At 69.3% G+C, this 23,722-nt stretch carries 24 protein-coding genes and 1 riboswitch; of the genes, 19 read left to right on the top strand and 5 right to left on the bottom strand.

The window, feature by feature from the left end; all coding sequences use genetic code 11:
* Positions 1 to 17 precede the first annotated feature (17 nt).
* Entirely contained in the window at positions 18 to 1,094 is a 1,077-nt protein-coding gene (locus AC3B6C_RS02235) for an isochorismate synthase (RefSeq protein ID WP_488376206.1), read from the bottom strand.
* A gap of 107 nt (positions 1,095 to 1,201) precedes the next feature.
* Positions 1,202 to 1,315, top strand: a riboswitch (SAM riboswitch).
* Between the two features lie 18 nt (positions 1,316 to 1,333).
* On the opposite strand from AC3B6C_RS02235, the gene AC3B6C_RS02230 reads away from it, so the two are divergent.
* Positions 1,334 to 2,713 carry an aminotransferase class V-fold PLP-dependent enzyme gene (locus AC3B6C_RS02230; RefSeq protein ID WP_488374734.1) on the top strand — a complete coding sequence of 460 codons (1,380 nt, stop codon included), beginning with the start codon at positions 1,334 to 1,336 and terminating at the stop codon, positions 2,711 to 2,713.
* A 4-nt stretch (positions 2,714 to 2,717) separates the two neighbouring features.
* On the top strand, positions 2,718 to 3,218 hold the full coding sequence (locus AC3B6C_RS02225; RefSeq protein WP_488374733.1) for a hypothetical protein: 501 nt from the start codon (positions 2,718 to 2,720) through the stop codon (positions 3,216 to 3,218).
* A gap of 150 nt (positions 3,219 to 3,368) precedes the next feature.
* On the opposite strand, the gene AC3B6C_RS02220 is transcribed toward AC3B6C_RS02225, so the two are convergent.
* Positions 3,369 to 3,881: an inorganic diphosphatase gene (locus AC3B6C_RS02220; RefSeq protein WP_010840705.1), complete on the bottom strand. Its 513-nt coding sequence runs from the start codon at positions 3,879 to 3,881 to the stop codon at positions 3,369 to 3,371.
* 163 nt (positions 3,882 to 4,044) lie between these two features.
* Here AC3B6C_RS02220 and dacB point away from each other — a divergent pair, with 163 nt between their 5' ends.
* The 3 genes from dacB to tilS are packed head-to-tail and all read left to right on the top strand — an operon-like array spanning position 4,045 to position 7,531.
* Positions 4,045 to 5,448: a D-alanyl-D-alanine carboxypeptidase/D-alanyl-D-alanine endopeptidase gene (dacB, locus tag AC3B6C_RS02215; RefSeq protein ID WP_488374732.1), complete on the top strand. Its 1,404-nt coding sequence runs from the start codon at positions 4,045 to 4,047 to the stop codon at positions 5,446 to 5,448.
* The gene (locus AC3B6C_RS02210) at positions 5,445 to 6,599 is read left to right on the top strand and encodes a zinc-dependent metalloprotease (RefSeq protein ID WP_014928021.1); all 1,155 of its coding nucleotides are present in this window, start codon (positions 5,445 to 5,447) and stop codon (positions 6,597 to 6,599) included. Before dacB ends, AC3B6C_RS02210 begins: the two co-directional genes overlap by 4 nt.
* Complete coding sequence (gene tilS, locus AC3B6C_RS02205) at positions 6,578 to 7,531, top strand: tRNA lysidine(34) synthetase TilS (protein WP_488374731.1); 954 nt, start codon at positions 6,578 to 6,580, stop codon at positions 7,529 to 7,531. Before AC3B6C_RS02210 ends, tilS begins: the two co-directional genes overlap by 22 nt.
* Before the next feature lie 33 nt (positions 7,532 to 7,564).
* Here the strand turns inward: tilS and AC3B6C_RS02200 are convergent, their stop codons facing one another.
* Positions 7,565 to 8,269 (bottom strand): DUF8020 domain-containing protein, encoded by a 705-nt coding sequence (locus tag AC3B6C_RS02200; protein ID WP_010840701.1) that lies wholly within the window; start codon positions 8,267 to 8,269, stop codon positions 7,565 to 7,567.
* A 332-nt stretch (positions 8,270 to 8,601) separates the two neighbouring features.
* Here AC3B6C_RS02200 and hpt point away from each other — a divergent pair, with 332 nt between their 5' ends.
* The 9 genes from hpt (at position 8,602) to AC3B6C_RS02155 (ending at position 17,070) form a co-directional block, all read left to right on the top strand.
* Entirely contained in the window at positions 8,602 to 9,165 is a 564-nt protein-coding gene (gene hpt, locus AC3B6C_RS02195) for a hypoxanthine phosphoribosyltransferase (RefSeq protein WP_010840700.1), read from the top strand.
* A 159-nt stretch (positions 9,166 to 9,324) separates the two neighbouring features.
* Positions 9,325 to 11,745, top strand: coding sequence for an ATP-dependent zinc metalloprotease FtsH (gene ftsH, locus AC3B6C_RS02190; protein ID WP_488374730.1), 2,421 nt, complete (start codon positions 9,325 to 9,327; stop codon positions 11,743 to 11,745).
* A 9-nt stretch (positions 11,746 to 11,754) separates the two neighbouring features.
* Entirely contained in the window at positions 11,755 to 12,366 is a 612-nt protein-coding gene (folE, locus tag AC3B6C_RS02185) for a GTP cyclohydrolase I FolE (protein ID WP_010840698.1), read from the top strand.
* Between the two features lie 50 nt (positions 12,367 to 12,416).
* Positions 12,417 to 13,271: a dihydropteroate synthase gene (gene folP, locus AC3B6C_RS02180; protein ID WP_488376205.1), complete on the top strand. Its 855-nt coding sequence runs from the start codon at positions 12,417 to 12,419 to the stop codon at positions 13,269 to 13,271.
* Positions 13,264 to 13,635 (top strand): dihydroneopterin aldolase, encoded by a 372-nt coding sequence (gene folB / locus AC3B6C_RS02175; RefSeq protein ID WP_010840696.1) that lies wholly within the window; start codon positions 13,264 to 13,266, stop codon positions 13,633 to 13,635. Before folP ends, folB begins: the two co-directional genes overlap by 8 nt.
* Positions 13,632 to 14,150 (top strand): 2-amino-4-hydroxy-6-hydroxymethyldihydropteridine diphosphokinase, encoded by a 519-nt coding sequence (folK, locus tag AC3B6C_RS02170; protein ID WP_010840695.1) that lies wholly within the window; start codon positions 13,632 to 13,634, stop codon positions 14,148 to 14,150. The genes folB and folK overlap by 4 nt, the downstream gene beginning before the upstream one ends.
* On the top strand, positions 14,147 to 14,662 hold the full coding sequence (locus tag AC3B6C_RS02165; protein WP_014928015.1) for a DUF3180 domain-containing protein: 516 nt from the start codon (positions 14,147 to 14,149) through the stop codon (positions 14,660 to 14,662). Before folK ends, AC3B6C_RS02165 begins: the two co-directional genes overlap by 4 nt.
* 115 nt (positions 14,663 to 14,777) lie before the next feature.
* Positions 14,778 to 16,115, top strand: coding sequence for a DUF6779 domain-containing protein (locus tag AC3B6C_RS02160; RefSeq protein WP_488374729.1), 1,338 nt, complete (start codon positions 14,778 to 14,780; stop codon positions 16,113 to 16,115).
* Between the two features lie 139 nt (positions 16,116 to 16,254).
* Complete coding sequence (locus tag AC3B6C_RS02155) at positions 16,255 to 17,070, top strand: hypothetical protein (protein ID WP_488374728.1); 816 nt, start codon at positions 16,255 to 16,257, stop codon at positions 17,068 to 17,070.
* Positions 17,071 to 17,100: 30 nt separating this feature from the next.
* Here the strand turns inward: AC3B6C_RS02155 and AC3B6C_RS02150 are convergent, their stop codons facing one another.
* Positions 17,101 to 18,498, bottom strand: a complete 1,398-nt coding sequence (locus AC3B6C_RS02150; RefSeq protein WP_488374727.1) for a serine/threonine-protein kinase — start codon at positions 18,496 to 18,498, stop codon at positions 17,101 to 17,103.
* Between the two features lie 286 nt (positions 18,499 to 18,784).
* Here AC3B6C_RS02150 and AC3B6C_RS02145 point away from each other — a divergent pair, with 286 nt between their 5' ends.
* Genes AC3B6C_RS02145 through AC3B6C_RS02130 form a run of 4 tightly spaced genes read left to right on the top strand, consistent with a single transcriptional unit; the run spans position 18,785 to position 22,084 of the window.
* The gene (locus AC3B6C_RS02145; RefSeq protein ID WP_488374726.1) at positions 18,785 to 19,849 is read left to right on the top strand and encodes a Rossmann-like and DUF2520 domain-containing protein; all 1,065 of its coding nucleotides are present in this window, start codon (positions 18,785 to 18,787) and stop codon (positions 19,847 to 19,849) included.
* 23 nt (positions 19,850 to 19,872) lie between these two features.
* Positions 19,873 to 20,820 (top strand): pantoate--beta-alanine ligase, encoded by a 948-nt coding sequence (gene panC / locus AC3B6C_RS02140; RefSeq protein WP_014928010.1) that lies wholly within the window; start codon positions 19,873 to 19,875, stop codon positions 20,818 to 20,820.
* Positions 20,821 to 20,822: 2 nt separating this feature from the next.
* A complete protein-coding gene (gene panD, locus AC3B6C_RS02135; RefSeq protein WP_014928009.1) occupies positions 20,823 to 21,263 on the top strand; it encodes an aspartate 1-decarboxylase in 441 nt (146 codons plus the stop codon).
* Positions 21,264 to 21,280: 17 nt separating this feature from the next.
* Positions 21,281 to 22,084, top strand: a complete 804-nt coding sequence (locus AC3B6C_RS02130) for a type III pantothenate kinase (RefSeq protein ID WP_014928008.1) — start codon at positions 21,281 to 21,283, stop codon at positions 22,082 to 22,084.
* An 18-nt stretch (positions 22,085 to 22,102) separates the two neighbouring features.
* Here AC3B6C_RS02130 and AC3B6C_RS02125 read toward each other — a convergent pair whose 3' ends face one another.
* Complete coding sequence (locus tag AC3B6C_RS02125; RefSeq protein WP_014928007.1) at positions 22,103 to 22,690, bottom strand: TetR/AcrR family transcriptional regulator; 588 nt, start codon at positions 22,688 to 22,690, stop codon at positions 22,103 to 22,105.
* 60 nt (positions 22,691 to 22,750) lie between these two features.
* On the opposite strand from AC3B6C_RS02125, the gene AC3B6C_RS02120 reads away from it, so the two are divergent.
* A complete protein-coding gene (locus AC3B6C_RS02120) occupies positions 22,751 to 23,716 on the top strand; it encodes an alpha/beta fold hydrolase (protein WP_488374725.1) in 966 nt (321 codons plus the stop codon).
* Positions 23,717 to 23,722: the final 6 nt, after the last annotated feature.

The raw sequence follows: 23,722 nt of genomic DNA, 5'->3' as shown, positions 1-23,722 counted from the left end.
TGATTCCCGCCGCGGTCTCAGTCGAGGCCGTCGATGCCCAGCGCGTTCAGGACCGTACGGAGTTTGAACGCGGTCTCCTCGAGCTCGCCCTGAGGGTCGGAGTGTTCGACGATGCCGCCACCCGCCCACGTTCGCAGACTGCGGCGATCGGCTTCGAGCTGGAGGCACCGGATGGTGACCATCCATTCGCCGTCGCCGGCGGCGTCGCACCAGCCGACGGCGCCCGCATAGAAGCCGCGTTCTCCCTCGACTTCCCGGATGATCTGCGCGGCAACATCACTGGGTGTACCGCAGACCGCGGGGGTCGGACCCAGCAGGAGGGCGAGATCCAGCGCGGTGGTCGACGGATCGCGAAGTGTCGCGCGGATGGGGGTGGCGAGATGCCACACCTCTCCGGTCGACTGCAATTGCGGGGTCGACGGCGCGTCGACGTCGTCGCACAGGTGCGCCAGCCGGTCTCGCAGGTGATCCACGACGAATGCGTGTTCGGCGAGATCCTTTGCCGAGGAAAACAATCCGTCGGCGACGGCGCGGTCGGCGACCGGATCCGGTGACCGCGGAGCTGAACCCGCGTACGGGTGGCAGGTGACGACCGACCCCGACTTGCGCAGCAGCACTTCGGGACTCGCGCCCAGCAGCCACGCGCCCGAGCCAGTGGCGGCACCGAGGTCGACGCCGAACGCGTTGTGCCCGGCGTTGCCGCCCGCCAGGGCGTCGAGGAGTTCGTGGGGCGCGACCTCGGCGTCGAGCACGATGTCGACGCTACGGGCGAGGACGACCTTGCCGACGTCGCCGGCGATGATCCGCTTGACCGCGTGCGCCACACGCTCGCGGTGCTCGTCGGCGGTCGGGTGCAGGGTCGTCGAGACCGGGGTGCGCGACAGCGGTGGCCCGCCCGTCAGCGGTGCGTCGTCGAAGTGCAGGACCTCGGGTACCACCAGCGCGGCCGGGTCGGAGAGGTCGAACGGGATCGCGCCGGTCAGCCCGTCGATCGTCCCGGAACGCAGCGCGGCCGAGGCCGCGTCGACATCGGTGAACCCACGGACGGCGCCCCGGCCCCGCACGGTGCCGTGCGGGCGGGACAACACGAACACATCAGTCGCTGACACCCCTGACACGCTACAGGTAAGTGTGCCCTAACTTTGGATCACGATGAGTGAAAATTGACACGCCCGCGCGGCTTCGGCGAGGCTTGCACATAGGTCATGAGTGCCAGTGACAAGCCCCGGCTCGCTGGTCGGCAACCCTCCTCCGCGGTGGGGTGCTCCGGGTGACGACCTGGCCGCGTACCGACCGGACGCGGCAAGCGCGGAATTTCAGAGGAGCTCCTGCCATGACTGCTGTCCTGTCAGCACCCGACACGACCGGCCACGAGACTGTCGACACCCCCGTCATCGATGCGACCCACCATGGGTATCCGGCCATCCCCGGGCTGGCCCCGGTCGTCGGCGCCGATGTGTCCGTACCGCTGGCCAACGGCGGCACAACGCGGTACGTCAACCTCGACTACGCGGCGAGCGCGCCGGCTCTGAGCTCGGTGGGCGCCGCGGTCGCCGTTGGACTCGGCGAATACGCGAGCGTCCATCGCGGCGCCGGTCATCTGTCGCAGGTGACCACCGCCCGGTACGAGGCCGCCCGGGACACCGTGCGCCGGTTCGTCCGCGGACGGGTCGACGACACCGTCGTCTTCACCCGCAACACCACCGATGCCATCAACCTCGCCGCTCACATCACCCCCGGGGACGTCGTCGTGCTCGACATCGAGCATCACGCCAACCTGCTGCCGTGGTGCGCGCCGCGCGACGGCCGCAACCGGGCCCGGATCGTCCGCACCTGCGACACGATCGAGGACACCCTGGTCGCGCTCGAGGCGGAGCTCGCGTCGGCGCCGGCAGCGCTGCTCGCGGTCACCGCGGCGTCGAACGTCACCGGCGAGGTGCTGCCGATCAGCCGGCTCGCCTCGATCGCGCACCGGCACGGGGCCCGGATCCTGGTCGACGCCGCGCAACTCGTCGCGCACCGGCCCGTCTCCGTCGTCAGTCACGGCATCGACTACCTGGCCTTCTCCGGGCACAAGGCATATGCGCCGTTCGGTGCCGGGGTCCTGATCGGCCGGACCGACTGGTTCGACGCCGCCGACCCCTATCTGGCCGGCGGTGGTGCGACCGCCGACGTCGACCTGAGTCCGCGCGCCGGCGGCGTGACCTGGCACACCGGAGCCGCGCGTCACGAGGCCGGTTCGCCGAACGTGCTCGGCGCGGTGTCGATCGCGGCGGCCTGCGAGGCGCTGGCCGACCTCGGGCCCGAGGCCATCGGCCTGCACGAACTGCGCCTGGCGCAACGCCTGGACTCCGGCCTGGCCGCCATCCCCGGGGTCGTGCCCCTGCGGATCTTCGCCGATTCCACCGACCGGGTGGGAATCGCGGGGTTCACCGTCGACGGGATCGCGCCGCGGGTCGTCGCCGAGTATCTCAGTGCGCAACACGGAATCGGCGTGCGCGACGGCCGGTTCTGCGCTCACCCGCTGCTCGAGCGCCTCGGACATCCGGCCGGCGCGGTCCGCGCGAGCTTCGGGGCGGGTACCACCTCCGACGACATCGACCGCCTCCTCGAGGCACTGCGCGCGCTGACCGAGCACGCACTGACCGAGCACGCACCGATCGACCATGCACTGACCGAACAGACCATCCGACCGAACTCGAATGAGGGGTGATGAGATGACCATCGAACTCGACGCACCGGCCGATCGCGCAACCGTGATCGCCGCACCGACTTCCGCTCCGACGGCCCCGATCAGCATCGGACGACCGGGGTTCCAGATCGCCATCGCCGGAGACGAACTGGCGCAGACGTTTCCGATCGTCGTGCGGCGTGAGACCCTCCGCGATGCGCAGCGTGCCCGCTCTCTGCTCCGGGCCGGCACCCACGATCAGGCGAAGTTCGTGGTCGCCCTCGAGGTGGAGGTGACCGTCGCGGCGGATGCCGCGTCGGCGCGTGCCGCGGCCGCTGCCGCGGTGGACGCATCGTCGGAGACAGGCTCCGGGACCATCCGCTACATCGGCACGACACACGGACTGATCACGCTGGTCCGGGACATCTACGCGGCCGAGGTCGCCGACGCCGTGATCCTCGTCCCGATCGACGGCGCAGCCACCGAACGCCGAATCCGCGAACAGATCCTGCCGGTTCTCGCCGAGCAGCGGCACCGCGTGGCCTGACGGGGCGGCCCGTCACAGAAGCGCGACTTCGGAACATGCGCGCTATCTGCAACTGCCGCAGTTGAACCTAAGTAGCGCATCTACGCCGTAGACACCCCCGCCGGCACCATCTCACGATGGTGCCGGCGGGGGTGTCTCGACGGTGATCCGTCAGCCGCGCGAGGGCTCGTTGGCAGCCTCGGGGTGCGATGCGAGGCGGTCGATCGCATCCTGCGCGATCTTCTCGGCCTGCTCGCGGCCGACCCAGCCGCCCGGCTGGACCTCCTTGCCGGGCTCGAGGTCCTTGTAGTGCTCGAAGAAGTGGGCGATCGGGCCCAACTCGTACTCGGACACGTCGGAGATGTCCTTGATGTGGTCCCACCGCACGTCCTTGGCCGGGACGCACAGCAGCTTGTCGTCGCCGCCGGCCTCGTCGGTCATGGTGTACATGCCGACGACCCGTGCGCGCACGATGATGCCGGGGAACACCGACTCGGGGAGCAGGACCAGCGCGTCGAGCGGGTCGCCGTCCTCACCGAGGGTGCCGTCGATGTACCCGTAGTCGGCCGGGTAGCCCATCGAGGTGTACAGGTAGCGGTCGAGGTAGACCTTGCCGGTCTCGTGGTCGACCTCGTACTTGTTGCGGCCACCTTTGGGGATCTCGATGGTCACATCGAATTCCACAGTTCCTCCTGGCAGTCTTGATCGGGGATGCCGCGTCGGGCCGAAACGCCCGCACGCTGCCCCAACGATACTGTTGGTCCGGCGACCTCGATGTTCGTACCCCTCATTGTGCGTACATCCGGCCGTTCCATCGACCGTGAACCGCGAGAGACCCGGAGGTTTTGTGGGCGCATCCACCCGAAACGGCGGTCGCCGCGGTCGGAGACTCCTGTGGTGGACGGTCACCGCGGTGGTGATCCTGGCCCTGGTCGCCGCGGCCTCGGTCGTGATCGCACTCCGCCTCGATCGGGAACCGGAGCTCCCGCCGGGAGTGCCACCGCAACCCGCCGCGGTCGCCGTCGATCCGCGGATCGACCCGGTGGCCGCCTCCGCGCCCGAGCCGACGCCGCAGGGTGTGTCACGCGCGATCGCTCCGGCACTGCGCAACCCCGCCCTCGGCGAACTCACCGGCATGATCAGCGACTCGCTCACCGGCGCGGTCCTGTGGACCAGCGACCCGGAGCGTCCGCGGATCCCCGCGTCGAACGCCAAGATCCTGACCGCCGCCGCCGTCCTCGACGCCGTGCCCCACGATCAGCGACTGACGACGACGGTGGTGGCCGGCAGCAACGGGCAGGTCATCCTCCGCGGTGCCGGTGATCCCACCCTGTCGGCCCAGCCCGCCGGGACCGACACCTTCTACACCGATCCGGGTCGCATCGCCGACCTCGCGCGCCAGATCGAGGAGACCGAGATCCCGGTGACCTCGGTGGCCGTCGACCTGAGCGCCTTCTCGGGACCCACGATGGACACCACCTGGGATCGCCGGGACATCCAGGGCGGCGACATCGCCCCGATCGAATCGCTGATGGCCGACGGTGCCCGGCTGGAACCGCTGGACGAATACTCGCCGCGTACCGCGACCCCGGGCCTCATGGCGGGGGAGGCGCTGGCCGCCGCCCTCGACGTCGAAGCGCCCGTCACCGAGGTGACCGGTACCGCGCCGACCGGGTCCGGGGACGAACGCGTGATCGCGAAGGTCCAGTCGGCCCCGCTGGTGACGCGGGTCAACGACATGCTGCGCTACAGCGACAACGTGCTCGCCGAGACGCTCGCCGTCGAACTCTCGGTGCACCGCGGCGGGCCGCCCACGCACGCCGGCGGCGTCGACGCGATCGAACAGGTGCTGTCGTCGATGTTCCCGGACCAGTGGGCCGGTACGACGCTGCACGACGCGTCGGGGATCTCCTACGCCAACCGGACCACGCCGGAGTTGCTCGACACGGTGATGACCGCGGCGAGCGGGCCGAGCAGGCCGGCGCTGCGCCCTATGCTCGACGGTCTGCCGATCGCCGGCGGTACCGGCACCCTCGCGGACCGGTTCGACGCCGCCGACAATCCCGGTGCGGGCTGGGCGCGGGCGAAGACCGGAACACTCACCGGGGTGAGTTCGTTGACCGGCATAGTGCAGACAGTCGACGGCCGCGTGCTGTCGTTCGCCCTGATGTCCGGCGGCACCTCGCCGGCGGACGCGCGACCCGCCCTCGATGCCGTGGTGGGCCAACTGAGAGAGTGCGGGTGCCGATGACCACGTCAGGAATCGCCGGGTCGGAGACCACGGACGCCGGGAACGCCGGAGCCGAGACCGGGACCGCTCCGGAATCGGGCGTCGAGGAATCCGCCGACCGGGAACGCCACCCGGGTATCGGCTCGCAGATCGACTGGTCGCTGGCGGCCTCGACGGCGAAACGACTCGCCCGGCCCGGCCCGAAGACGACGTCGTACACCTACGAGGCGGCCCGCGCGGAACTGGCCGATGCCGCCACCCGCGCCGAGGCCCCGGTGCGAGAGGTCACGGGCCTGGCCGACGGCCTGCGCGTACCGACCACCCGAGTCCTCGACCGGGCCGGCTGGATCGACGCGGCGTCCCTGTCGATGCGATCGATGCTCGGTTCGGACGACGAGTCCACCGACGCGGGATCGCCGGGGCTCGCGGCACGATTCGGCGGACTGCAGGCCGGTGGTCTGCTCGCGTTCCTCTCCACCGCGATCCTCGGTCAGTACGATCCGTTCACGCCCGATCCGGAGACCGGCGAGCCCGGTGTGCTGATGGTGGTGACGCCGAACATCATCAACGTCGAACGCCAGCTCAAGGTGATCCCGTCGGACTTCCGGCTGTGGGTGTGCCTCCACGAGGTCACCCACCGTGTGCAGTTCTCGGCCAACCCGTGGCTGCGGGACTACATGCAGGACAACGTCGCGGTGCTCACCTCCGACGCCGGCGAGTCGACGACCGAGATCGTCACTCGGATGACGAAGGCCCTCAAGGGTTCCGATGGTCCGCGCGAGAAGGGCGTGATCGGCGCGATGCAGCTGCTGCAGAGCCCCGAACAGCACGCCGCTTTCCAGCGCATGATGGTTCTCGGCACCTTGCTCGAGGGGCACGCCGACCACGTCATGGATGCGGTGGGCCCGGTGCATGTGCCGTCGGTGGCGCGCATCCGCACCGCCTTCGACAAACGACGCACCGCACCGCAGAATCCGGTGCAGCGGATCATCCGGGCCCTCATCGGGATGGACGCCAAGCTCGCGCAGTACATCCGGGGAAAGGCCTTCGTCGACGCGGTGGTCGAGGCAGTCGGGATGGAGCGGTTCAACACGGTCTGGACCTCGCCGGACACGATGCCGCTGCCGAACGAGATCGACGACCCGCAGGCATGGATTCAGCGGGTCTTGTGAGGCGGGCGGTCGCGGAATTCGCGGCCGCTCATCGGGTCGGGCCGGAGGTCTGCGTCGGACTCTCCGGCGGGCCGGACTCGCTCGCGCTGACCGCGGCCGCCGTCGGTGCCGGTCTCGACGTCACCGCGCTGATCGTCGATCACGGACTCCAGCCGGACTCCGCGCGGGTGGCAGTGGCCGCGGCCGACGCGGCGCGTGTCCTGGGCGCCCGAGTCCATGTCCTGCCGGTGCGCGTCGGACGTAGTGGAGGTCTCGAGGCCGCCGCTCGCGATGCTCGGTACGCAGCCCTCGACGAGGCCCGCGGTGGTCGGCCGGTTCTGCTCGGCCATACCGCCGACGACCAGGCCGAGACCGTGCTGCTCGGGCTGGCGCGCGGATCCGGCTCACGATCGATCGCCGGCATGCGTGCCTGGAACGACCCGTGGGCCAGACCGTTCCTCGGGGTCCGGAGGCAGCAGACGCTGGCGGCCTGTACCGAACTCGGTCTCGCACCCCATCACGACCCGCACAACCGCGATCCGCGGTTCACCCGCGTCCGTCTGCGATCCGAGGTCCTGCCGTTGCTGGAGGACGTGCTCCACGGCGGGGTCGTCGACGCGCTGGGTCGCACCGCCGAGGGGCTGCAGGCCGACAACGATGCACTCGACGAGTGGGCGGCCCGCGTCCTCGCCGAGGCCGCACGCGGCGACGTCCTGGCCGTCGGCCCGCTTCGCGACGCGCCACTCGCGGTTCGGACGCGAGCCCTGCGTGCCTGGCTGCTCGACATCGGGGCGACCGAGCCGACCCATCGGGTCGTCACGGCCGTGGCGGGCCTCCTGGACTCGGCCGCCGTCGCCGACCGGACCCAGATCGCCGTCGGCGGCGACCCCGACGTCCGCCGTGTCGTCGTCCGTACGGGCGAAACACTGACGGTCCGCCTCACCGCGAGGTGAGACGGACCGTCGTCGTGGAAGTACTACGTTCCCTCAGCGCCGAGGCGGCACGAAGGGCGAGTTGATCGTCTGGAAGTACTGGATCCCGGCACCGATCAGGGTGCCGCCGCCGCCGAGGGCGAGACCGGCGATGCCGCCGATCGCGGCGGCCGGCGCGACGCCCACCAGGCAGCCCACCACCGCGGCGGCCAGGCCGATGACGCACCCGATCACGCCGCCGACGATTCCGCCGACGACAGTACCGACCAATGTGCCGATCGAGGTTCCGGCCCGGAGTTGTGATTGGAATCGTTCGAGAGCCTGGTCGTCGCGTTCTTGTCGCGTCTGCGGCGCCGCGACATTGTGCCGGGCGATGCCGCGCAAACTCTCGACCTCGGTCGGATTGACCGCCGACGAACGCGAGACCTCACGGGACGGAATGAGGGTCACGGCGTTCCCCGCGATTCGCGCGTCGATGGGAAACTGTCGGAATTCGCTGCGGTAGTTCAGCGGCATGCGGAAGAGTTCTGCGCCGGCGGTATCCCGAACCGTCACATTCCCGTTCTCCGTGCTCACGGATGCGTTGTGCACCGTGAGGGTGAGCGCCGAGGCATTCCAGGACGCGTCATAAGTGGCCGCCGGGGCCTTCTGAGGTGCAGCTTCGGCGGTCGCGGCGAACACCGTGACGACTGCGGTGGCCAGACACAGAATCACGCTGAGGCGTTTTTTGCGCAGGGGGATACGCGAAGTGGGGAACACGAGTGCTCCTTCTTGTCCACACAGGACAGGGCGTGAGAAGGGAGGGGATATCAGAGGTCTGGTGCTCAGCTCTCTGTTTTCGAGAATGTCAGACGCTTGATCCGCATCGAAACGCAACCTCGAGGAATGGTGCCCGTGTGATGAGTTGTTATGTGACCGTTATCCGCATAGCAATTCCGCGAAATGTCGCCGTGAATGGCCATAAATGGTTTGAACTGGCAATTCAGCGAAAAACCGCAGGTAGGCCGCGGCCATTCCCGGCGTGCGTCCGCGGAGCCCCGGAGAGGTACCCCGTTCGCCGCGGCACCGCGAAAACATGACAAGCTGGGAGCGTGCAGTCTGCCGACCCGTACGCCGCTGACATCGACGCTGTGCTGATCACCGAAGAGGAGATCAAACAGCGAACCGCCGAACTCGCCCAGTCCGTGGCATCGCGCTACGCCGACATCGAAGAGGATCTGGTCCTCATCGGTGTCCTGAAGGGCGCCATCATGTTCATGACGGACTTCGCGCGGTCCCTGCCGATCCCGTCGCAGATGGAGTTCATGGCGGTGTCGAGCTACGGGTCGTCGACATCGTCGTCGGGCGTGGTCCGCATCCTCAAAGACCTCGACCGCGACATCGAGGGCCGGGACGTCCTGATCGTCGAGGACATCATCGACTCGGGCCTGACGCTGTCCTGGCTGATGAAGAACCTCGCGACGCGTTCGCCGCGCAGCCTCGAGGTGTGCGCCCTGCTGCGCAAACCCGACGCCGTTCGCTCCACGATCCGGGTCGCCGACGTCGGTTTCGACATCCCGAACGAGTTCGTCGTCGGCTACGGCCTCGACTATGCCGAGCGCTACCGCGACCTGCCGTACATCGGCCGACTGAAGCCGTCGGTGTACACGCACTGATGCTCCGGGGCGCCACACGTGCCCGACCTGCGAGGGAACGGTTTCACCAGCGCGATCGTTGACCGGTAGCCTCAATGTGTACGTCGACGGGAAGGACATGGGAACGGCGTCGGCACCGGGACTCGATCCCGCGAGCCCGCTCGACCCCCACCAACTGGCATGAACCGTAAGACAGTCTTCCGCAACCTCGCCATCCTGGCGCTCATCCTGCTCGCCCTGTGGGGCTGGAGCGTGATGAGCGACTCCGGCCGGGAGTACCGCGGCGTCGACACCTCCGTCGCACTGCAGCAACTCAACGACAAGAACACCAAGTTCGTCAGCATCGACGATCGCGAGCAGCAGCTCCGGATCGAGCTAAAGTCCCCGATCAAGGTCAACGACGCCGATGCCGGCAAGATCAGTGCCAAGTACCCGGCGCAGGCGGGTGACCAGGTCTTCGAGGCCGTCCAGGGCACGGGCGCGCCGTACACGACCAACGTCAACGAGCAGTCCGTCCTGTGGCAGATCCTCATCTTCGTGCTCCCGATGATCCTGCTGTTCGGCTTGTTCTTCTTCGTGATGAGCCGCATGCAGGGCGGTGGTCGCGGCGGCGTCATGGGCTTCGGCAAGTCGAAGGCCAAGCAGCTCAGCAAGGACATGCCGAAGACGACGTTCGCCGATGTCGCGGGCGCCGACGAGGCCGTCGAGGAGCTCTACGAGATCAAGGACTTCCTGCAGAATCCGGCGCGCTATCAGGCGCTGGGCGCGAAGATCCCCCGGGGTGTGCTGCTCTTCGGCCCACCCGGAACGGGCAAGACGCTGCTGGCCCGGGCGGTCGCCGGTGAGGCCGGGGTCCCGTTCTTCACGATCTCCGGTTCGGACTTCGTCGAGATGTTCGTCGGTGTGGGTGCATCCCGCGTGCGCGATCTGTTCGAGCAGGCCAAGAACAACAGTCCGTGCATCATCTTCGTCGACGAGATCGACGCCGTCGGACGCCAGCGCGGCGCGGGCCTCGGCGGTGGTCACGACGAACGCGAGCAGACCCTCAACCAGCTGCTCGTCGAGATGGACGGCTTCGGTGACCGCTCGGGCGTCATCCTGATCGCGGCGACGAACCGCCCCGACATCCTCGATCCGGCGCTCCTGCGCCCCGGCCGATTCGATCGCCAGATCCCGGTCGGCAATCCCGACATGGCCGGTCGCCGGGCGATCCTGAAAGTCCACGCCAAGGGCAAGCCGATCGATCCCGACGCCGACCTCGACGGTCTGGCCAAGCGCACGCCCGGGATGTCGGGCGCCGATCTGGCCAACGTCGTCAACGAGGCGGCGCTGCTCACCGCGCGCGAGAACAAGCAGACGATCACTGCCGAGGCCCTCGAGGAGGCGGTCGACCGGGTCATCGGCGGACCGCGCCGCAAGTCCCGGATCATCAGTGAGCACGAGCGCAAGGTGGTGGCCTACCACGAGGGCGGACACACCCTCGCCGCGTGGGCGATGCCCGATCTCGATCCGATCTACAAGGTCACGATCCTGGCGCGCGGGCGGACCGGCGGTCATGCGCTGGCCGTCCCCGAGCAGGACAAGGACCTGATGACCCGCTCGGAGATGATCGCGCGGCTGGTGATGGCCATGGGCGGTCGTGCGGCCGAGGAACTCGTGTTCCACGAACCGACGACCGGTGCGTCGTCGGACATCGACCAGGCGACGAAGATCGCGCGGGCGATGGTCACCGAGTACGGCATGAGTTCCAAGCTGGGTGCCGTCCGTTACGGCCAGGATCAGGGCGACCCGTTCCTCGGCCGGTCGATGGGCTCGCACACCGATTACTCCGCGGAGATCGCGAGCGAGATCGACGACGAGGTACGCCGGCTGATCGAGGCCGCGCACACCGAGGCGTGGGCCATCCTGACCGAGTACCGGGACACCCTCGACGTGCTCGCCACCCAGCTCCTCGAGAAGGAGACGCTGACCCGCAAGGATCTGGAGAAGATCTTCTCCGATGTGGACAAGCGTCCGCGGATCACCGCCTTCAACGACTTCGGCGAGCGCACTCCCAGCGACAAGCCGCCGGTGAAGACGCCGGGCGAGCTGGCCATCGAACGCGGTGAGCCGTGGCCGCCGCCGGAGCCGGCCAAGATCCCCGAACCGGTGGGAGCCGGTTATCCAGGTGCACCGCAGGTCCCGGGCCAGGTGCCGAACTATCCGCCGATGTACCCCGAACCGGGGACGTCGGGCGGACCGACACCACCGGTTCAGGGCAATCCGGAACCCCGGTACCCCGATCCCGGGTATCCGGATCAGCACCATCCCCCGCAGTATCCGAACCCCGGTTATCCGAACCCGAACTATCCGAACCCGGGTTACCCGAACCCCGGTAACCCGCAGTACCCGGATCCGGGATACCGCGACTCGGGCTCCGGTCGGACGCCGCCGGAGCCGGGCGGACCGTACGGCGGACGAACGCGTCCGGACTACGGCGCGCCACGAGACTGGTCCGCCCCCGGCTGGCCGCCCGAGTCGGCGCCGCGCCCGGGCCGTAACGGCGAGGCCAACGGGTGGGGACACCGCGCCGATGACGACGACTCCCGGCCGACTTCGTAAAGTGGCTGGATGAGCATCAACGAGCGGCAGGACGCCGAACTCGCCGGACCTCGAGGGGACTTCGACCAGGCGCGCGCCGAGGCCGCGGTCCGCGAATTGCTGCTGGCCGTCGGCGAGGACCCCGACCGGGAAGGTCTCCTCCGGACCCCGACGCGGGTGGCGAACGCATACCGGGAGATGTTCGCCGGTCTCTACACCGAGCCCGACGAAGTCCTCGCGACGACGTTCGACGAAGACCATGACGAGATGGTGCTGGTCAAGGACATCCCGATGTACTCGACCTGCGAGCACCATCTGGTCTCGTTCCACGGGGTCGCCCACGTCGGCTACATCCCCGGCGCCTCGGGTCGGGTCACCGGCCTGTCGAAGCTGGCCCGGCTCGTCGACCTGTACGCGAAGCGCCCGCAGGTCCAGGAACGGCTCACCAGTCAGATCGCCGACGCCATGATGCGCAGGCTCGAGCCCCGCGGGGTGATCGTGGTGATCGAGGCCGAGCATCTGTGCATGGCGATGCGGGGGATCCGCAAGCCGGGCGCGACGACGACGACGTCGGCGGTGCGCGGCATCTTCAAGACCAGTGCGGTCTCCCGCGGCGAAGCCCTCGACCTGATCACCCGGTGACGACGCCGCACGCGGTTCCCGCCCGCGGCGGAGTGCACCGGACCCTGGTGATGGGTGTCCTCAACGTCACCGCCGACTCGTTCTCCGACGGCGGTCGCTACCTCGACGCCGATGCGGCGATCGCGCACGGTCTCGAACTAATCGACCAGGGTGCCGACCTCATCGACGTCGGCGGCGAATCCACCCGCCCCGGCGCGGTCCGGGTCGACCCCGAACTCGAGACGGCTCGCGTCGTGCCGGTGATCAGCGAACTCGCCGCGCGCGGGGTGGCCGTGTCGGTCGACACGATGCGGGCGCCGGTGGCCGCCGCAGCGGTGGAAGCCGGTGCGGCCATCGTCAACGACGTCTCGGGCGGGCGGGCCGACGCCGACATGGCACGGGTCGTCGCGGACGCGGGGGTGCCGTGGATTCTCATGCACTGGCGCCCGGCCGGCGACACCGCCGACCGTCGGTTCACCCACCGCAGCGGAGATGTCGGGGGTTACCGGGATGTGGTCGCCGAGGTCAGTGGTGAACTGCTCGCCCAGGTCGACGCCGCGGTGTCGGCCGGGGTCGACGCCGACCGCCTCATCCTCGACCCGGGACTGGGCTTCGCCAAGACCGCCGAACACAACTGGGCCCTGCTGCACGCCTTGCCCACCTTCACCGGGCTGGGCTTCCCGATTCTGGTCGGGGCCTCCCGCAAACGTTTCCTCGGCACGCTGCTCAGCCGTGACGGCGCGGACCGCCCGCCCGCGGGGCGCGATGTCGCGACCGCGTCCGTCTCGGCACTCGCCGCCGCCGCGGGCGCGTGGGGCGTGCGCGTGCACGACGTGGCGAGCAGTCGCGACGCGGTCGCGGTCGCCGCGGCGTGGCGCGCAGGCGGTTCCCGAACCTCATCACCGGTAGGAGAGACGAATGGCTGATCGGATCGAACTGCGCGGGCTGAAGGTCCGGGGCAATCACGGTGTCTTCGACCACGAGCGCGCCGACGGCCAGGACTTCTTCATCGACGTCGTGCTCTGGCTGGATCTGCAGGCCGCAGGGGAGTCCGACGATCTCGCCGACACCGTCGACTACGGTGCGCTCGCGCAGCAGGTCGCCGGCATCGTCGGGGGCGAACCGCGCAACCTCATCGAGAAGGTGGGCGCCGAGGTGGCCGACTCGATCATGACCGACGAGCGCATCAGTGCGTGCGAGGTGACCGTGCACAAGCCCTCGGCGCCGATCCCGCTGACCTTCGACGACGTCGCGGTGGTGACCCGACGTTCCCGCAAGGGGACGCGATGAGCCGCGCGGTGCTCTCGGCGGGGTCCAACGTCGGTGACCCGACCGCGCACCTGCGTTCGGTCGTCGAGGGCTTCGCCGACGAGCTGGTCGCGGTGTCCGCGGTGTACTCGACGCCCCCATGGGGTGGGGTCGAGCAGGACGACTTCCGCAACATCACGCTCGTCGTCGACGGACCGTACGATGCCCGACAGTGGCTCGAGCGTGGTTTCGAACTAGAGCGGGCGGCCGAGCGGACGCGGGAGATCCGCTGGGGACCAAGAACTCTCGACGTCGACGTGATCAGTGTGTCTGATTCTGACGGAGTTGTCGTGACCGACGGACCGGACCTGACGCTGCCCCATCCCCGTGCGGCGCAACGGGCTTTCGTCCTCGTCCCGTGGCTGGAGATCGAGCCCGACGCCACCCTGTGGACGCCGGCCGGCGAACGCGCGGTCGCCGATCTCGTCGCCGGGCTCGACGCCGCCGAGCGGGATGCGGTGCAGCCGGTCGGCCGCCTGACCGGGGGCGAGCCGTGAGTGCACCGGATCCGCGCCGGCCGGAGCAGGACGACGAGGAGGCCGGCCTCGGCCCCACCCGGGTCCGTGATCTGGCCGCGATCGCGGCGGTCACCGCGATCGTCGCGTGGATCCTGGTGCGGTACAACTACTCCGATCTCCCGCCGTTACCGCTGCTCGCCGGTGTCGTGCTGTATGTGCTTGCGGCACTAGAGATCGTCATCGCCTTCGTCGTCCGCTCCCGGGTCGAATCCCGCGATGTGGGTCGCGCCCGGGGACAACTCCATCCGCTCACGGCCGCGCGAGTGCTGGCCCTGGCCAAGGCTTCTGCGATCCTCGGTGCGATCGCGGTCGGGGTCTGGCTGGGATTGCTCGCGTTCCTGCTCGGTCAACACGATCTGGCCGCGGCCGACCACGATCGGCCGGGTGCCATCGTCGGGCTGATCGGCGGGGCGGTCCTCGTCGGTGCCGCGCTGTGGCTCGAATACTGCTGCCGGGCCCCCGACGACCCGTCCGCGGTGGGCGATTCGTGACGGTTGCCGCGAGCGGCGGTCGTCCCGTCGACGCATCGCCTAACATGCGGACTATCTGAGAAACTCCGCACCCGCCTGACGTCCGAATGTACTCACAGCCTGTAAATTCACGATCATGACGACCTCGAACGGCCGTGCCGCCGACTCGCGCCGCTCGAGTCGGTCGCCGGCTCAGTGGTTGCTCGGCCTGTTGATCGTGCTCGCGCTGGTGGCCAGCATCCTCATGGTCTTCACCGACCGTTTGTCGATCACCGGCTCGCTGGCGGTCATCGCAGCGCTCTGGGCAGCCGTCATCGGCGCGATCCTGGTGACCAAGTTCCGGCGACAGGCCGAGAGTGCGGAGGCGAAGAGCCGGGACCTGCGACTCGTCTACGAATTGCAGCTGGAACGTGAGATCGCGGCACGACGTCAGTACGAGCTCGACGTCGAGACGACCATCCGCAAGGAGGTCACCGCAGAGTCGAACGAGGAACTCTCCGAACTGAAGGCCCAGGTCCTGGCGTTGCGGTCCAGCCTGGAGATGCTCCTCGGCGAACCGCTCCCGGACCAGCGGGCCGCGCTGTCCAGCGAGAAGATGCGCGAACTGGCCTCGGGCCTGAACGACGAATCCCGCACCGGCCGCCGATCCGGGACATTCGGCGGCGACTTCGGCGGCGTGTCCTCCTATGGCGCCACCTACGCCGACGACGGGGCGCTCGCCGCCCGCGACTTCGCGGCCACCGCACCCACCGCGGACGACGGTAGACACACGGGTTCGGTCGACCCCAACGAGATGACCGAGGTGATCCCGATCGTCACCGACGATCCGATCTCCGGCCGTATCGCGACCGAGGTCTCGCCCGACGAGGTGGCCGAGACGAACGCGTCGGCCGGTTCCACGGCCGGCGACCGGGCGTCAGGCGGCGAGGCCTCCCAGGCCGATGTGTCCGACGCCGATGTGTCCGACGCCGAGATCGTCGACACCGAACATTCCGACTCGACCACCGGGGACTCGGGTGCGGGTAAGGCGGAGTCCACGTCGCTGCCGTTCTCCGGCGGCTTCTACCTCGGAAACGAGGCCGAGGAGCCGACACCCCCATCCGCCGAGACCCGGGCGCGGGTCGACCCCGCGGACCAGCCGCTCTACACCGACGACACCCCGACCGACGAGTGGTCGACCGGGGCGCAGCCTGTCGTCACTCCGGAGACCGATGCCCCGCCCGTCACCGACGCCCCGCCCGTCACCGACGCCGACGAGGTGGAGCCCCCCGCGTTCCTCGGTGCCGCGGGGCGCCATGAGAACCAGCCCGGTGGCCGGGCCGTGGAGTCCTACGGCGGTGGCCGCCGACGCCGTGCGGCCGACGACGACGCGGAGTCCGCGCACTCGGCGGGGCTCCCGGTCTCCGAACTCCTGAACCAGTTGCGTTCGCAGACGGAGACGTCCGGGGGCGGGCGCCGGCGCCGGAACGGCTGAGGCCCGACACTCCGGGCGTTCTGGCGTGCGAGGACGCTCGCGGTCGATCCCTGTACGTTCTGTCATCCGTTCGGGTCACATCTGTGACGTCGCCACGGATTAGCCCGTGCGAGTTGGACGATCGCCCTAGTATTCCCGTATGAGCGAGACGCTCGCTGGTGGGGAGTTCGGTTTCGGGCCTGGGTCCGGTCCGTCCTTCGCCGCGATCCGCCACACCGACCGCGGGAACGCGGTCAAGCAGTCACTGGTGAGCGCCGCCCTGTTCCTGCCGGTGATCGCCTGGTGGCCGACTGTACTGTGGCTCTTCGCCTTCGACCCGCTCGACGGCACTCCGTTCCCCGAGTACTACGCGAACCTACAGGCCAACGGCCCCGAGGCCAGTCTGCTGCTCATCTGGTCGCTGACGGCGCTGATGCCGCTGTACATGGTTCTCGTGCTGGGGATCTGGGCGCGGAGCCCCCTTCGATCGGGTATTGCAGTGGTGATCGGTGCGGTCGGTGCACTCGGATTCTGGGGCGGGCAGGTGCCTGTCCTGGTGCGGTCGGGGGAGTACCCGATCCTCACCTTCTGTTCGGAGAACATGCCCGCCTTCGTCGTGATGCTGATCGTGGCGTGGTCGGTCGCGCGGCGGCGCGGATTCTGGTGGTTGCTCGCGATACCGGTCATCGCGCTGTTGGCGATCAACGCCTACGAGGGCTGGGCGTCGAATCCGGTCGATGCGATCGTCGACGGCACGGGGAGACTGCTCGACGTTCCGGCCTCGCAGGTACTGGATCCGTTCTCGCCGAGGTTCCGTTCACCGTTCGACGATGTGGTCGACGTCGTGGCGGGGATCGTGACCCTCTGGGTGGTGGATTCGGTGTTCGGTGCCCTGTCCCGGCAGGGGCGCGATCCGCAGCAGTCCCGGCCGGATCGCGACCCGCAGCAGACCCGTGTCGCCGATCATCGACGCTGACGAAAGCGCTGCTGTGACAACGAATCCTGGTCAGAACTGCATCGTGACGGCACGTCCGACGGTGAACACGATGAACCCCAGACTCAGGACGATGCCCAGCGCACACAGCGCCCGCGCGAGCCGTCCGGCCGAACTCGGCTGACCGCGACCGGCCAGATACCAACCGGCCACACCGACCGGCAGACCCATCCCGCCGACGACGCTCAACGGAACCGCCACCACACCGCAGGCGAGCGACGCGGTGGTCCGCCGGGACGCGCCGGCGCCGGCCGCAGGCGGGTCCAGTACCGGGAGATCGCGCGAGGCCCGCACCGTCGACGGAGTCGGATCATACTGTGGCACAGTGTGTCCCGGCAACTCGGAGTACGCCGTCGCGCGCAGGTGGGACGACGGCGGAGCGGGACCCGCCGGGTTGCTTCCCGGCGGGGTCGCGGCGGCCGTGGGAATCGCGGCGGTGGACGCGTGGACGGTCGGGGGAAGCGGAGCCGGGGTCGGTGCGGATGTCGGTGCGAGGGGGGCTCGGGCGCGCATCGTGCGGTCGGAGCGGGGGACGAACGTCGTGGTGTCGATCGCCGAACGGAGTTCGGCGGCAAACGCTCCGGCCGACGGTGGCCGGTCCGCGCGGTTCTTGGCGAGGCCGGAACGCACGACGTCGGACACCGCCCGGGGGACGTCGGGCCGGAGTGCGGACACCTCCGGGGGTGGCGTGCTGAGGTGGTGGTGGATCATCATCGCGGGCGTGCGTGCGCTGAAGGGTACTGTGCCGGTGAGTAATTCGAAGATGCTGCAGGACAGTGAGTACACGTCGCTGCGGGCATCGAGGGTCTGGGCGGAGAGTTGTTCGGGTGACGAATAGGGGAAGGACCCGATCACCAGATCCGTCGAGGTGAGTGAGGTCACGCCGCCGTCGGTCGACCGGGCGATACCGAAGTCGGCCAGACGGATTCGTCGTTGCACGGATCCACCCGGGAATCGCGGGCCGGGCTCTTCGGCGCTGATCAGGATGTTGGCCGGCTTGACGTCGCGATGGAGCAGGCCGGAACGGTGAGCGTGATCGAGGGCGGCACCGATGGCGTCGCCCACCGCCGCCACATCGGCGAGTGGAAGGCCGCCGGGAACGGTGGAGAGCAGCGCCGCCGCGTCGGTGCCGCGCACGTACTGCATCGAGATCCAGAGGCGTCCGTCCACCTCGCCACGGTCGTAGACGCTGACGATGCAGGGATGGTCGAGCTGGGCGGCGAGGTCGGCCTCGCGCGTGAACCGGGCGCGGAAGGTCGGATCGTTCGACACGTGCTCGGCCAGCACCTTGATGACGTCGTGGCGGGGCAGCCGAGGATGGCGGACGAGGTACACCTCGCCCATGCCGCCGGCACCGATCTTGCGCACGACCGTGTATCCGGCGAACTCTGTGCCCGGTTCCAAGCTCATGGCGGACCTTCGTGTGTGGGCGTGTCGGGGTGAACGGCGGCCGCCTCAGACTACGCCGCTTCGGCCCAGGTCACCGGGGGTTCGGTCGTTGGATCGACATGTCCGGGGTGCAGCTCGGGCCCACCACGGGGTGACACCTGTCACAGACATTGGCACCGTCCGCGGTGTCGGACCTACTCTTGCTCTGCAACGTCTGGTACCCGTGCCGACGCCGCCGCGATGAGTCCGCTCACGTGACGGTCGATCCGGCAGAGGCGGGACTGGAACGACACTCTGGAGGACAGCGGTGACCTCACCGAGCGGTGATGCCGGTATGCCGTCTGCGCGGCGGACCGGTGGCGATGACGCCTTCGGCGATGATCTGCACGCCCATCACCCGTTCGCGGACGACGCGTATCCCCGGTCCGCTTCCACCGATCCGTTTGCCGGCATGACGAACCTGCCGGCCCCCGCCCGACTCACCGTCGGTCTCGTGTCTGCCGGCCGCGTCGGAACGGCGTTGGGTGAGGCGCTGGAGAAGGCCGGGCACGTGGTCGGCGCCGTCGTCGCCCGCTCGCCCGAGTCCCGTGGCCGCGCTGCGCGCCGGCTCCCCGATTCCGAGATCCTCGATCTCGACGAGGTCGTCGCACGGTCCGAGCTGTTACTGGTCAGCGTGCCCGACGCGACCCTGGGTGCCGTCGTCGACGAGATCGCCGCGTCCGATTCGCTCCGGCCCGGGACGATCGTCGCGCACACCGCGGGCGCGCACGGAGTGGCCGTGCTGCAACCGCTGACCGATCGCGGGGCCCTCGCGATCGCCCTGCATCCCGCGATGACGTTCGTCGGCTCCGAGGACGACACGGCTCGCCTCACCAATGCGTGCTTCGCGATCACCGCCGCCGACGCGGTGGGTGAGGCGATCGCATCGTCGCTGGTCCTGGAGATGGGCGGTGACCCGGTTCGGATCGCCGAAGCCGATCGCACGCTCTACCACGCCGCCCTCGCGCACGGCGCCAACCATCTGATCGCCCTGATCTCCGACGCGGTCGTCGCGCTCAACGCCGCGATCGACCACTCCGGCCGTGACACCGCGACCGTCGACGGACACGGCAACCGCCTTGCCGAACGCATCCTCGGCCCGCTGGTCGCGGCGTCGCTGCGCAATGTGCTGGAACTGGGGCCGTCGGCACTGACCGGGCCGGTCGCACGTGGTGACGCGCCCGCGGTCACCCGGCACCTGGCAGCGCTGCGCACCGTTCCCGGCGGGACGGGACCGCACGGTATCGCCGACGCGTACCGCACACTCGCCCGACGCGCCGCGGACCACACCCATGCGCCGCAGGCGTTGATCGACGCACTGGAGGACCGATGACATCACCAAGCGGAGGAGGCGGCGTGAGCGGCCCGCTCGAGCAACAGCCCACCTACTCGGCCGGACGGATGACCGTGCATCGTGAGCCGGCGTCCCTGACCCGCGTCACCCGCGCGCTCCGCGCGTCGGGCAAGCGCGTCGTGCTCGTTCCGACCATGGGCGCCCTGCACGCCGGCCATCTCGAGCTCGTCCGGGCCGCCAAGGCGAAGGGCAACACGGTCGTCGTGGTGTCCATCTTCGTCAACCCCCTGCAATTCGGCGCCGGCGAGGACCTCGACGCGTATCCGCGCACTCTCGACGCCGACCTCGCGCTGCTCGAGCCGCTGGGCGTCGAGTTGGTGTTCGCGCCGTCCGCGTCGTCGATGTACCCGAACGGCCCGCGTACGACGGTCCACCCGGGAGAGGCGGGCGGAATCCTGGACGGGGTCTCGCGTCCGACGCACTTCTCGGGGATGCTGACCGTGGTCCTCAAGCTGCTCAACATCGTCGGACCGAACGCGGCGTTCTTCGGCGAGAAGGACTATCAGCAGCTGGTGCTCATCAAGCAGATGGTGACCGATCTGAACCTCGACGTCGACATCGTGGGGGTTCCGACCGTGCGCGAATCCGACGGGCTGGCCATGTCGTCGCGCAACCGCTACCTCACCCCGGAGCAGCGCGAGCTGGCGACGGCCATCTCGGCGTCGCTCGTCGCGGGCGCCCATGCGGCCGAGGGCGGCCGGGACGCCATTCTGGCTGCCGCGCAGTCGGTGCTGGCCACGGTGCCCGAGATCGAGGTCGACTATCTCGCCCTGCGCGGACGCCAGCTCGACGAACCGCCGGAGAAGGGACCGGGACGATTGCTCGTCGCGGCGCGGCTCGGCAACGCGCGCCTGATCGACAACGTCGGCGTGACGGTCGGCGGAGTCGCCGCGCTCGAAGAAGAACTTGCCTGGACCAATGCCACCACAACCACGACAGAGGGACGATGACCATGTTGCGCACCATGATGACCTCGAAGATCCACCGCGCCACCGTGACCCAGGCCGATCTGCACTATGTCGGTTCGGTCACCATCGACTCCGACCTGCTCGATGCCGCGGGCCTGCTCGAGGGCGAGCAGGTCACCATCGTCGACATCGACAACGGTGCCCGGTTGGTGACGTACGCGATCGCCGGTGAGCGTGGCAGCGGTGTCATCGGGATCAACGGCGCGGCAGCGCATCTCGTCCACCCGGGCGATCTCGTCATCATCATCGCCTACAGCATGCTCGACGCGGCCGAACTGCGTGAGTACTCGCCGAACGTCGTGTTCGTCGACGCGCAGAACCGCATCGTGACAACGGGCGACGACCCGGCCGACGTGCCCGAGGGGTCGGGTCTGCTGGACCCGCGTCACCTCGACAGTCCGATCTTCGCCGACGCCTCGCTCTGACGCGGCAACAACTTTCGATGCTGCTCACCGTCGACGTCGGGAACACCAACATCCATCTCGGCGTGTACGCGGGGGTGGGGGATCACGCACGTCTGGTGCGTGACTGGCGAATCCACACCGACCCGCACTACACCGCCGACGAACTGGCGTGGGCGTTCCGCGGCATGCTCGGCGACGACATCGACCAGGTCACCGGTGTGAGCGCGTTGTCGACGGTGCCGTCGCTCCTGCGCGAGCTCCGCGTCATGGTGCCGCGCTACTTCGGCAACGGTCCGCACGTGCTGCTCGAACCAGGCGTGCGCACCGGCGTTCCGCTCCTGGTCGACAATCCCAAGGAGGTCGGCACCGACCGGGTCTCCAATTGTCTGGCCGCACATCATGAATTCGGCGGGCCCTGCATCGTGGTCGCGTTCGGCACGGCAACGGTCGTCGACGCGGTGTCCGCGTCGGGCGAGTTCCTCGGCGGGGCGATCGCGCCCGGGGTGAATCTCGCTGTCGAGGCCCTCTCCGAGCACACGGTGACCGTTCGCAAGGTCGAGCTCATGCCGCCGCGCGGCGTGCTCGGCAAGAACACGGTCGAGGCGCTGCAGTCGGGCATCCTCTACGGCTTCGCCGGTCAGGTGGACGGCCTGGTCGACCGTGTCTGCGACACCGTCCCCGGATTCGACGGCGACGATGTGACCGTCGTCGCGACCGGCTACCTCGCACCGCTCATGTTCGACGAATGCCGTTCGCTCACCGATCATCACCCGCATCTGACCCTGGAGGGTCTGCGCCTGGTCCACGAACGGGCCAAGGCCAATCCGCGTCGCGGAAAGTGATCTCACGAACCGCGGTGATCACCGGTCCCCGCGGAGTGCGGCCTCGGTGTAGGCCGTGATGCGGTCGGTCAGTTCGCCGCCGGCCAGGTCGGTGCCGGCCAGCTGATGGACCTGGGCGTCGACCGCCGCGAACGCGAGCCGTAGGTCGGTGACCGCGGAGTCCGCCGTCCAGCCGTCGGCGACGAGATGAGCGCTCAGCCGCTCGATCAGGCTGTCCACGAGGGCGGTGTACCCGGCGGCGAGGCGTGCCGGGTCGGCCAGTTCACGCAGGCGTCCGTGGGCACGGCCGTGGGTCGAGTTCTCGTGCACCGCCACCTCGATCACCGCGCGCATCACCTCCGGCCACGGACGCGAACCGGCGGGGTGGGCGTCGAGAATCGCGGTGATCGCCTGGCCGGCGGCGTCCAGATGGCGGAGTGCGAGTTCGTCGAAGATCGCCTGCTTGTCGCCGAAGTACTGGTAGACCGAGCCGACCGACACCCCGGCCTTCTCGGCGATGCGGTTGGTCGTCAGTTCCGCGCCCTCGGTGTCGAGAAGTTGAGTGGTCGCCTCGAGGATCAGGTCGACGGTGAACGAGGAGCGTTGCTGCCGTGGCCTTTTGCGCATCTGCTCGATCCTGGTGAAATGCGAGTTGTCCCATGCCGCCACCGGTTCGACGATGGATGCATGAGCTGCGAATCCGGAACCCCCGAATCCTACCTTCGCTTCCTGCCCGAACCGTGGCGATCCGAAGCCGCCGGGGTCGCGGCCGAATCCACCTGGTGGGCGTGGCCGTCGAGCTCCGGGCGGCCGTGCGGGGACGTGGACGTGCACGTCCTGCGGGCGCGCCGAAGTGCCGCACCGCTGCGCGTGCTGCTGCTGCACGGAGGTGGCGGCCACAGCGCCCTGGTCTGGCCGCTGGGCGCGATCCTCGCGAACGAGGGGTTCGAGGTCCTCGCCCCCGATCTGCCGCAGTACGGGCGCACCCGGGTGAGCGATACCGGGCGGGTCCGCTATCAGGACTGGGTCGACCTGGTCGCCGACCTCGTGGCGGCGGAGACCGAGGACGACCCGCGTCCGCTCGTCGTGCTGGGCGCGAGCCTCGGCGGCATGCTCGCCTACGAGGTCGCCGACCGAACGGGGCGTGTCGCCGCGGTCGTCGCGACGTGCCTGCTGTATCTGGCCGGTGACCCGGCTGCGCGTCGAGCAGTTGCGCGCACGCCGGTGCTCGCCCGACTGGTCCCGCTGATGCCGGTGCTCGCACGGGTCGGGGCTCTCGCGCGCGTGCGGTTCCCGATCCGCTGGGTGGCGCCGATGTCGGCGATGAGTCTCGACCCGGAGCTGTCCCGGGCGTGCCTCGACGACCGGCTGGGTGCCGGATCGTCGGTGTCGCTGGGGTTCCTGTCGGACCTGATGACGCACGACGTGCCGGACCCAGAGGGGTACCGGGGTCCGCGCGTGCTGCTGGTCCACCCGGCGGCGGACTCCTGGACGCCGCCGGAGATCAGTGTGCGTTTCGCGCGACGGATGGCGGCGCGCACCGACATCCACCTGCTGACCGGGTGCGGGCACTTCCCGGTCGAACAGCCCGGCGTCGACGAGCTGGCCGAACACCTCCGCGCGCTGGCCGCCGATCTCGTCGGGACGGCCTGAATCCCC

The sequence above is a fragment of the Gordonia sp. 11cp genome (genome assembly GCF_057767225.1).
This window is presented reverse-complemented; position numbering and strand designations above follow the sequence as displayed.

Bases quoted from the DNA above. Each gene is read 5' to 3' on its own strand.
- AC3B6C_RS02230 (WP_488374734.1), top strand. From the start codon at position 1,334: ATGACTGCTGTCCTGTCAGCACCCGACACGACCGGCCACGAGACTGTC.
- AC3B6C_RS02225 (WP_488374733.1), top strand. From the start codon at position 2,718: ATGACCATCGAACTCGACGCACCGGCCGATCGCGCAACCGTGATCGCC.
- AC3B6C_RS02210 (WP_014928021.1), top strand. From the start codon at position 5,445: ATGACCACGTCAGGAATCGCCGGGTCGGAGACCACGGACGCCGGGAAC.
- tilS (WP_488374731.1), top strand. From the start codon at position 6,578: ATGGATTCAGCGGGTCTTGTGAGGCGGGCGGTCGCGGAATTCGCGGCC.
- ftsH (WP_488374730.1), top strand. From the start codon at position 9,325: ATGAACCGTAAGACAGTCTTCCGCAACCTCGCCATCCTGGCGCTCATC.
- folE (WP_010840698.1), top strand. From the start codon at position 11,755: ATGAGCATCAACGAGCGGCAGGACGCCGAACTCGCCGGACCTCGAGGG.
- folP (WP_488376205.1), top strand. From the start codon at position 12,417: ATGGGTGTCCTCAACGTCACCGCCGACTCGTTCTCCGACGGCGGTCGC.
- folB (WP_010840696.1), top strand. From the start codon at position 13,264: ATGGCTGATCGGATCGAACTGCGCGGGCTGAAGGTCCGGGGCAATCAC.
- folK (WP_010840695.1), top strand. From the start codon at position 13,632: ATGAGCCGCGCGGTGCTCTCGGCGGGGTCCAACGTCGGTGACCCGACC.
- AC3B6C_RS02160 (WP_488374729.1), top strand. From the start codon at position 14,778: ATGACGACCTCGAACGGCCGTGCCGCCGACTCGCGCCGCTCGAGTCGG.
- AC3B6C_RS02155 (WP_488374728.1), top strand. From the start codon at position 16,255: ATGAGCGAGACGCTCGCTGGTGGGGAGTTCGGTTTCGGGCCTGGGTCC.
- AC3B6C_RS02150 (WP_488374727.1), bottom strand. From the start codon at position 18,498: ATGAGCTTGGAACCGGGCACAGAGTTCGCCGGATACACGGTCGTGCGC.
- panD (WP_014928009.1), top strand. From the start codon at position 20,823: ATGTTGCGCACCATGATGACCTCGAAGATCCACCGCGCCACCGTGACC.
- AC3B6C_RS02130 (WP_014928008.1), top strand. From the start codon at position 21,281: ATGCTGCTCACCGTCGACGTCGGGAACACCAACATCCATCTCGGCGTG.
- AC3B6C_RS02125 (WP_014928007.1), bottom strand. From the start codon at position 22,690: ATGCGCAAAAGGCCACGGCAGCAACGCTCCTCGTTCACCGTCGACCTG.
- AC3B6C_RS02120 (WP_488374725.1), top strand. From the start codon at position 22,751: ATGAGCTGCGAATCCGGAACCCCCGAATCCTACCTTCGCTTCCTGCCC.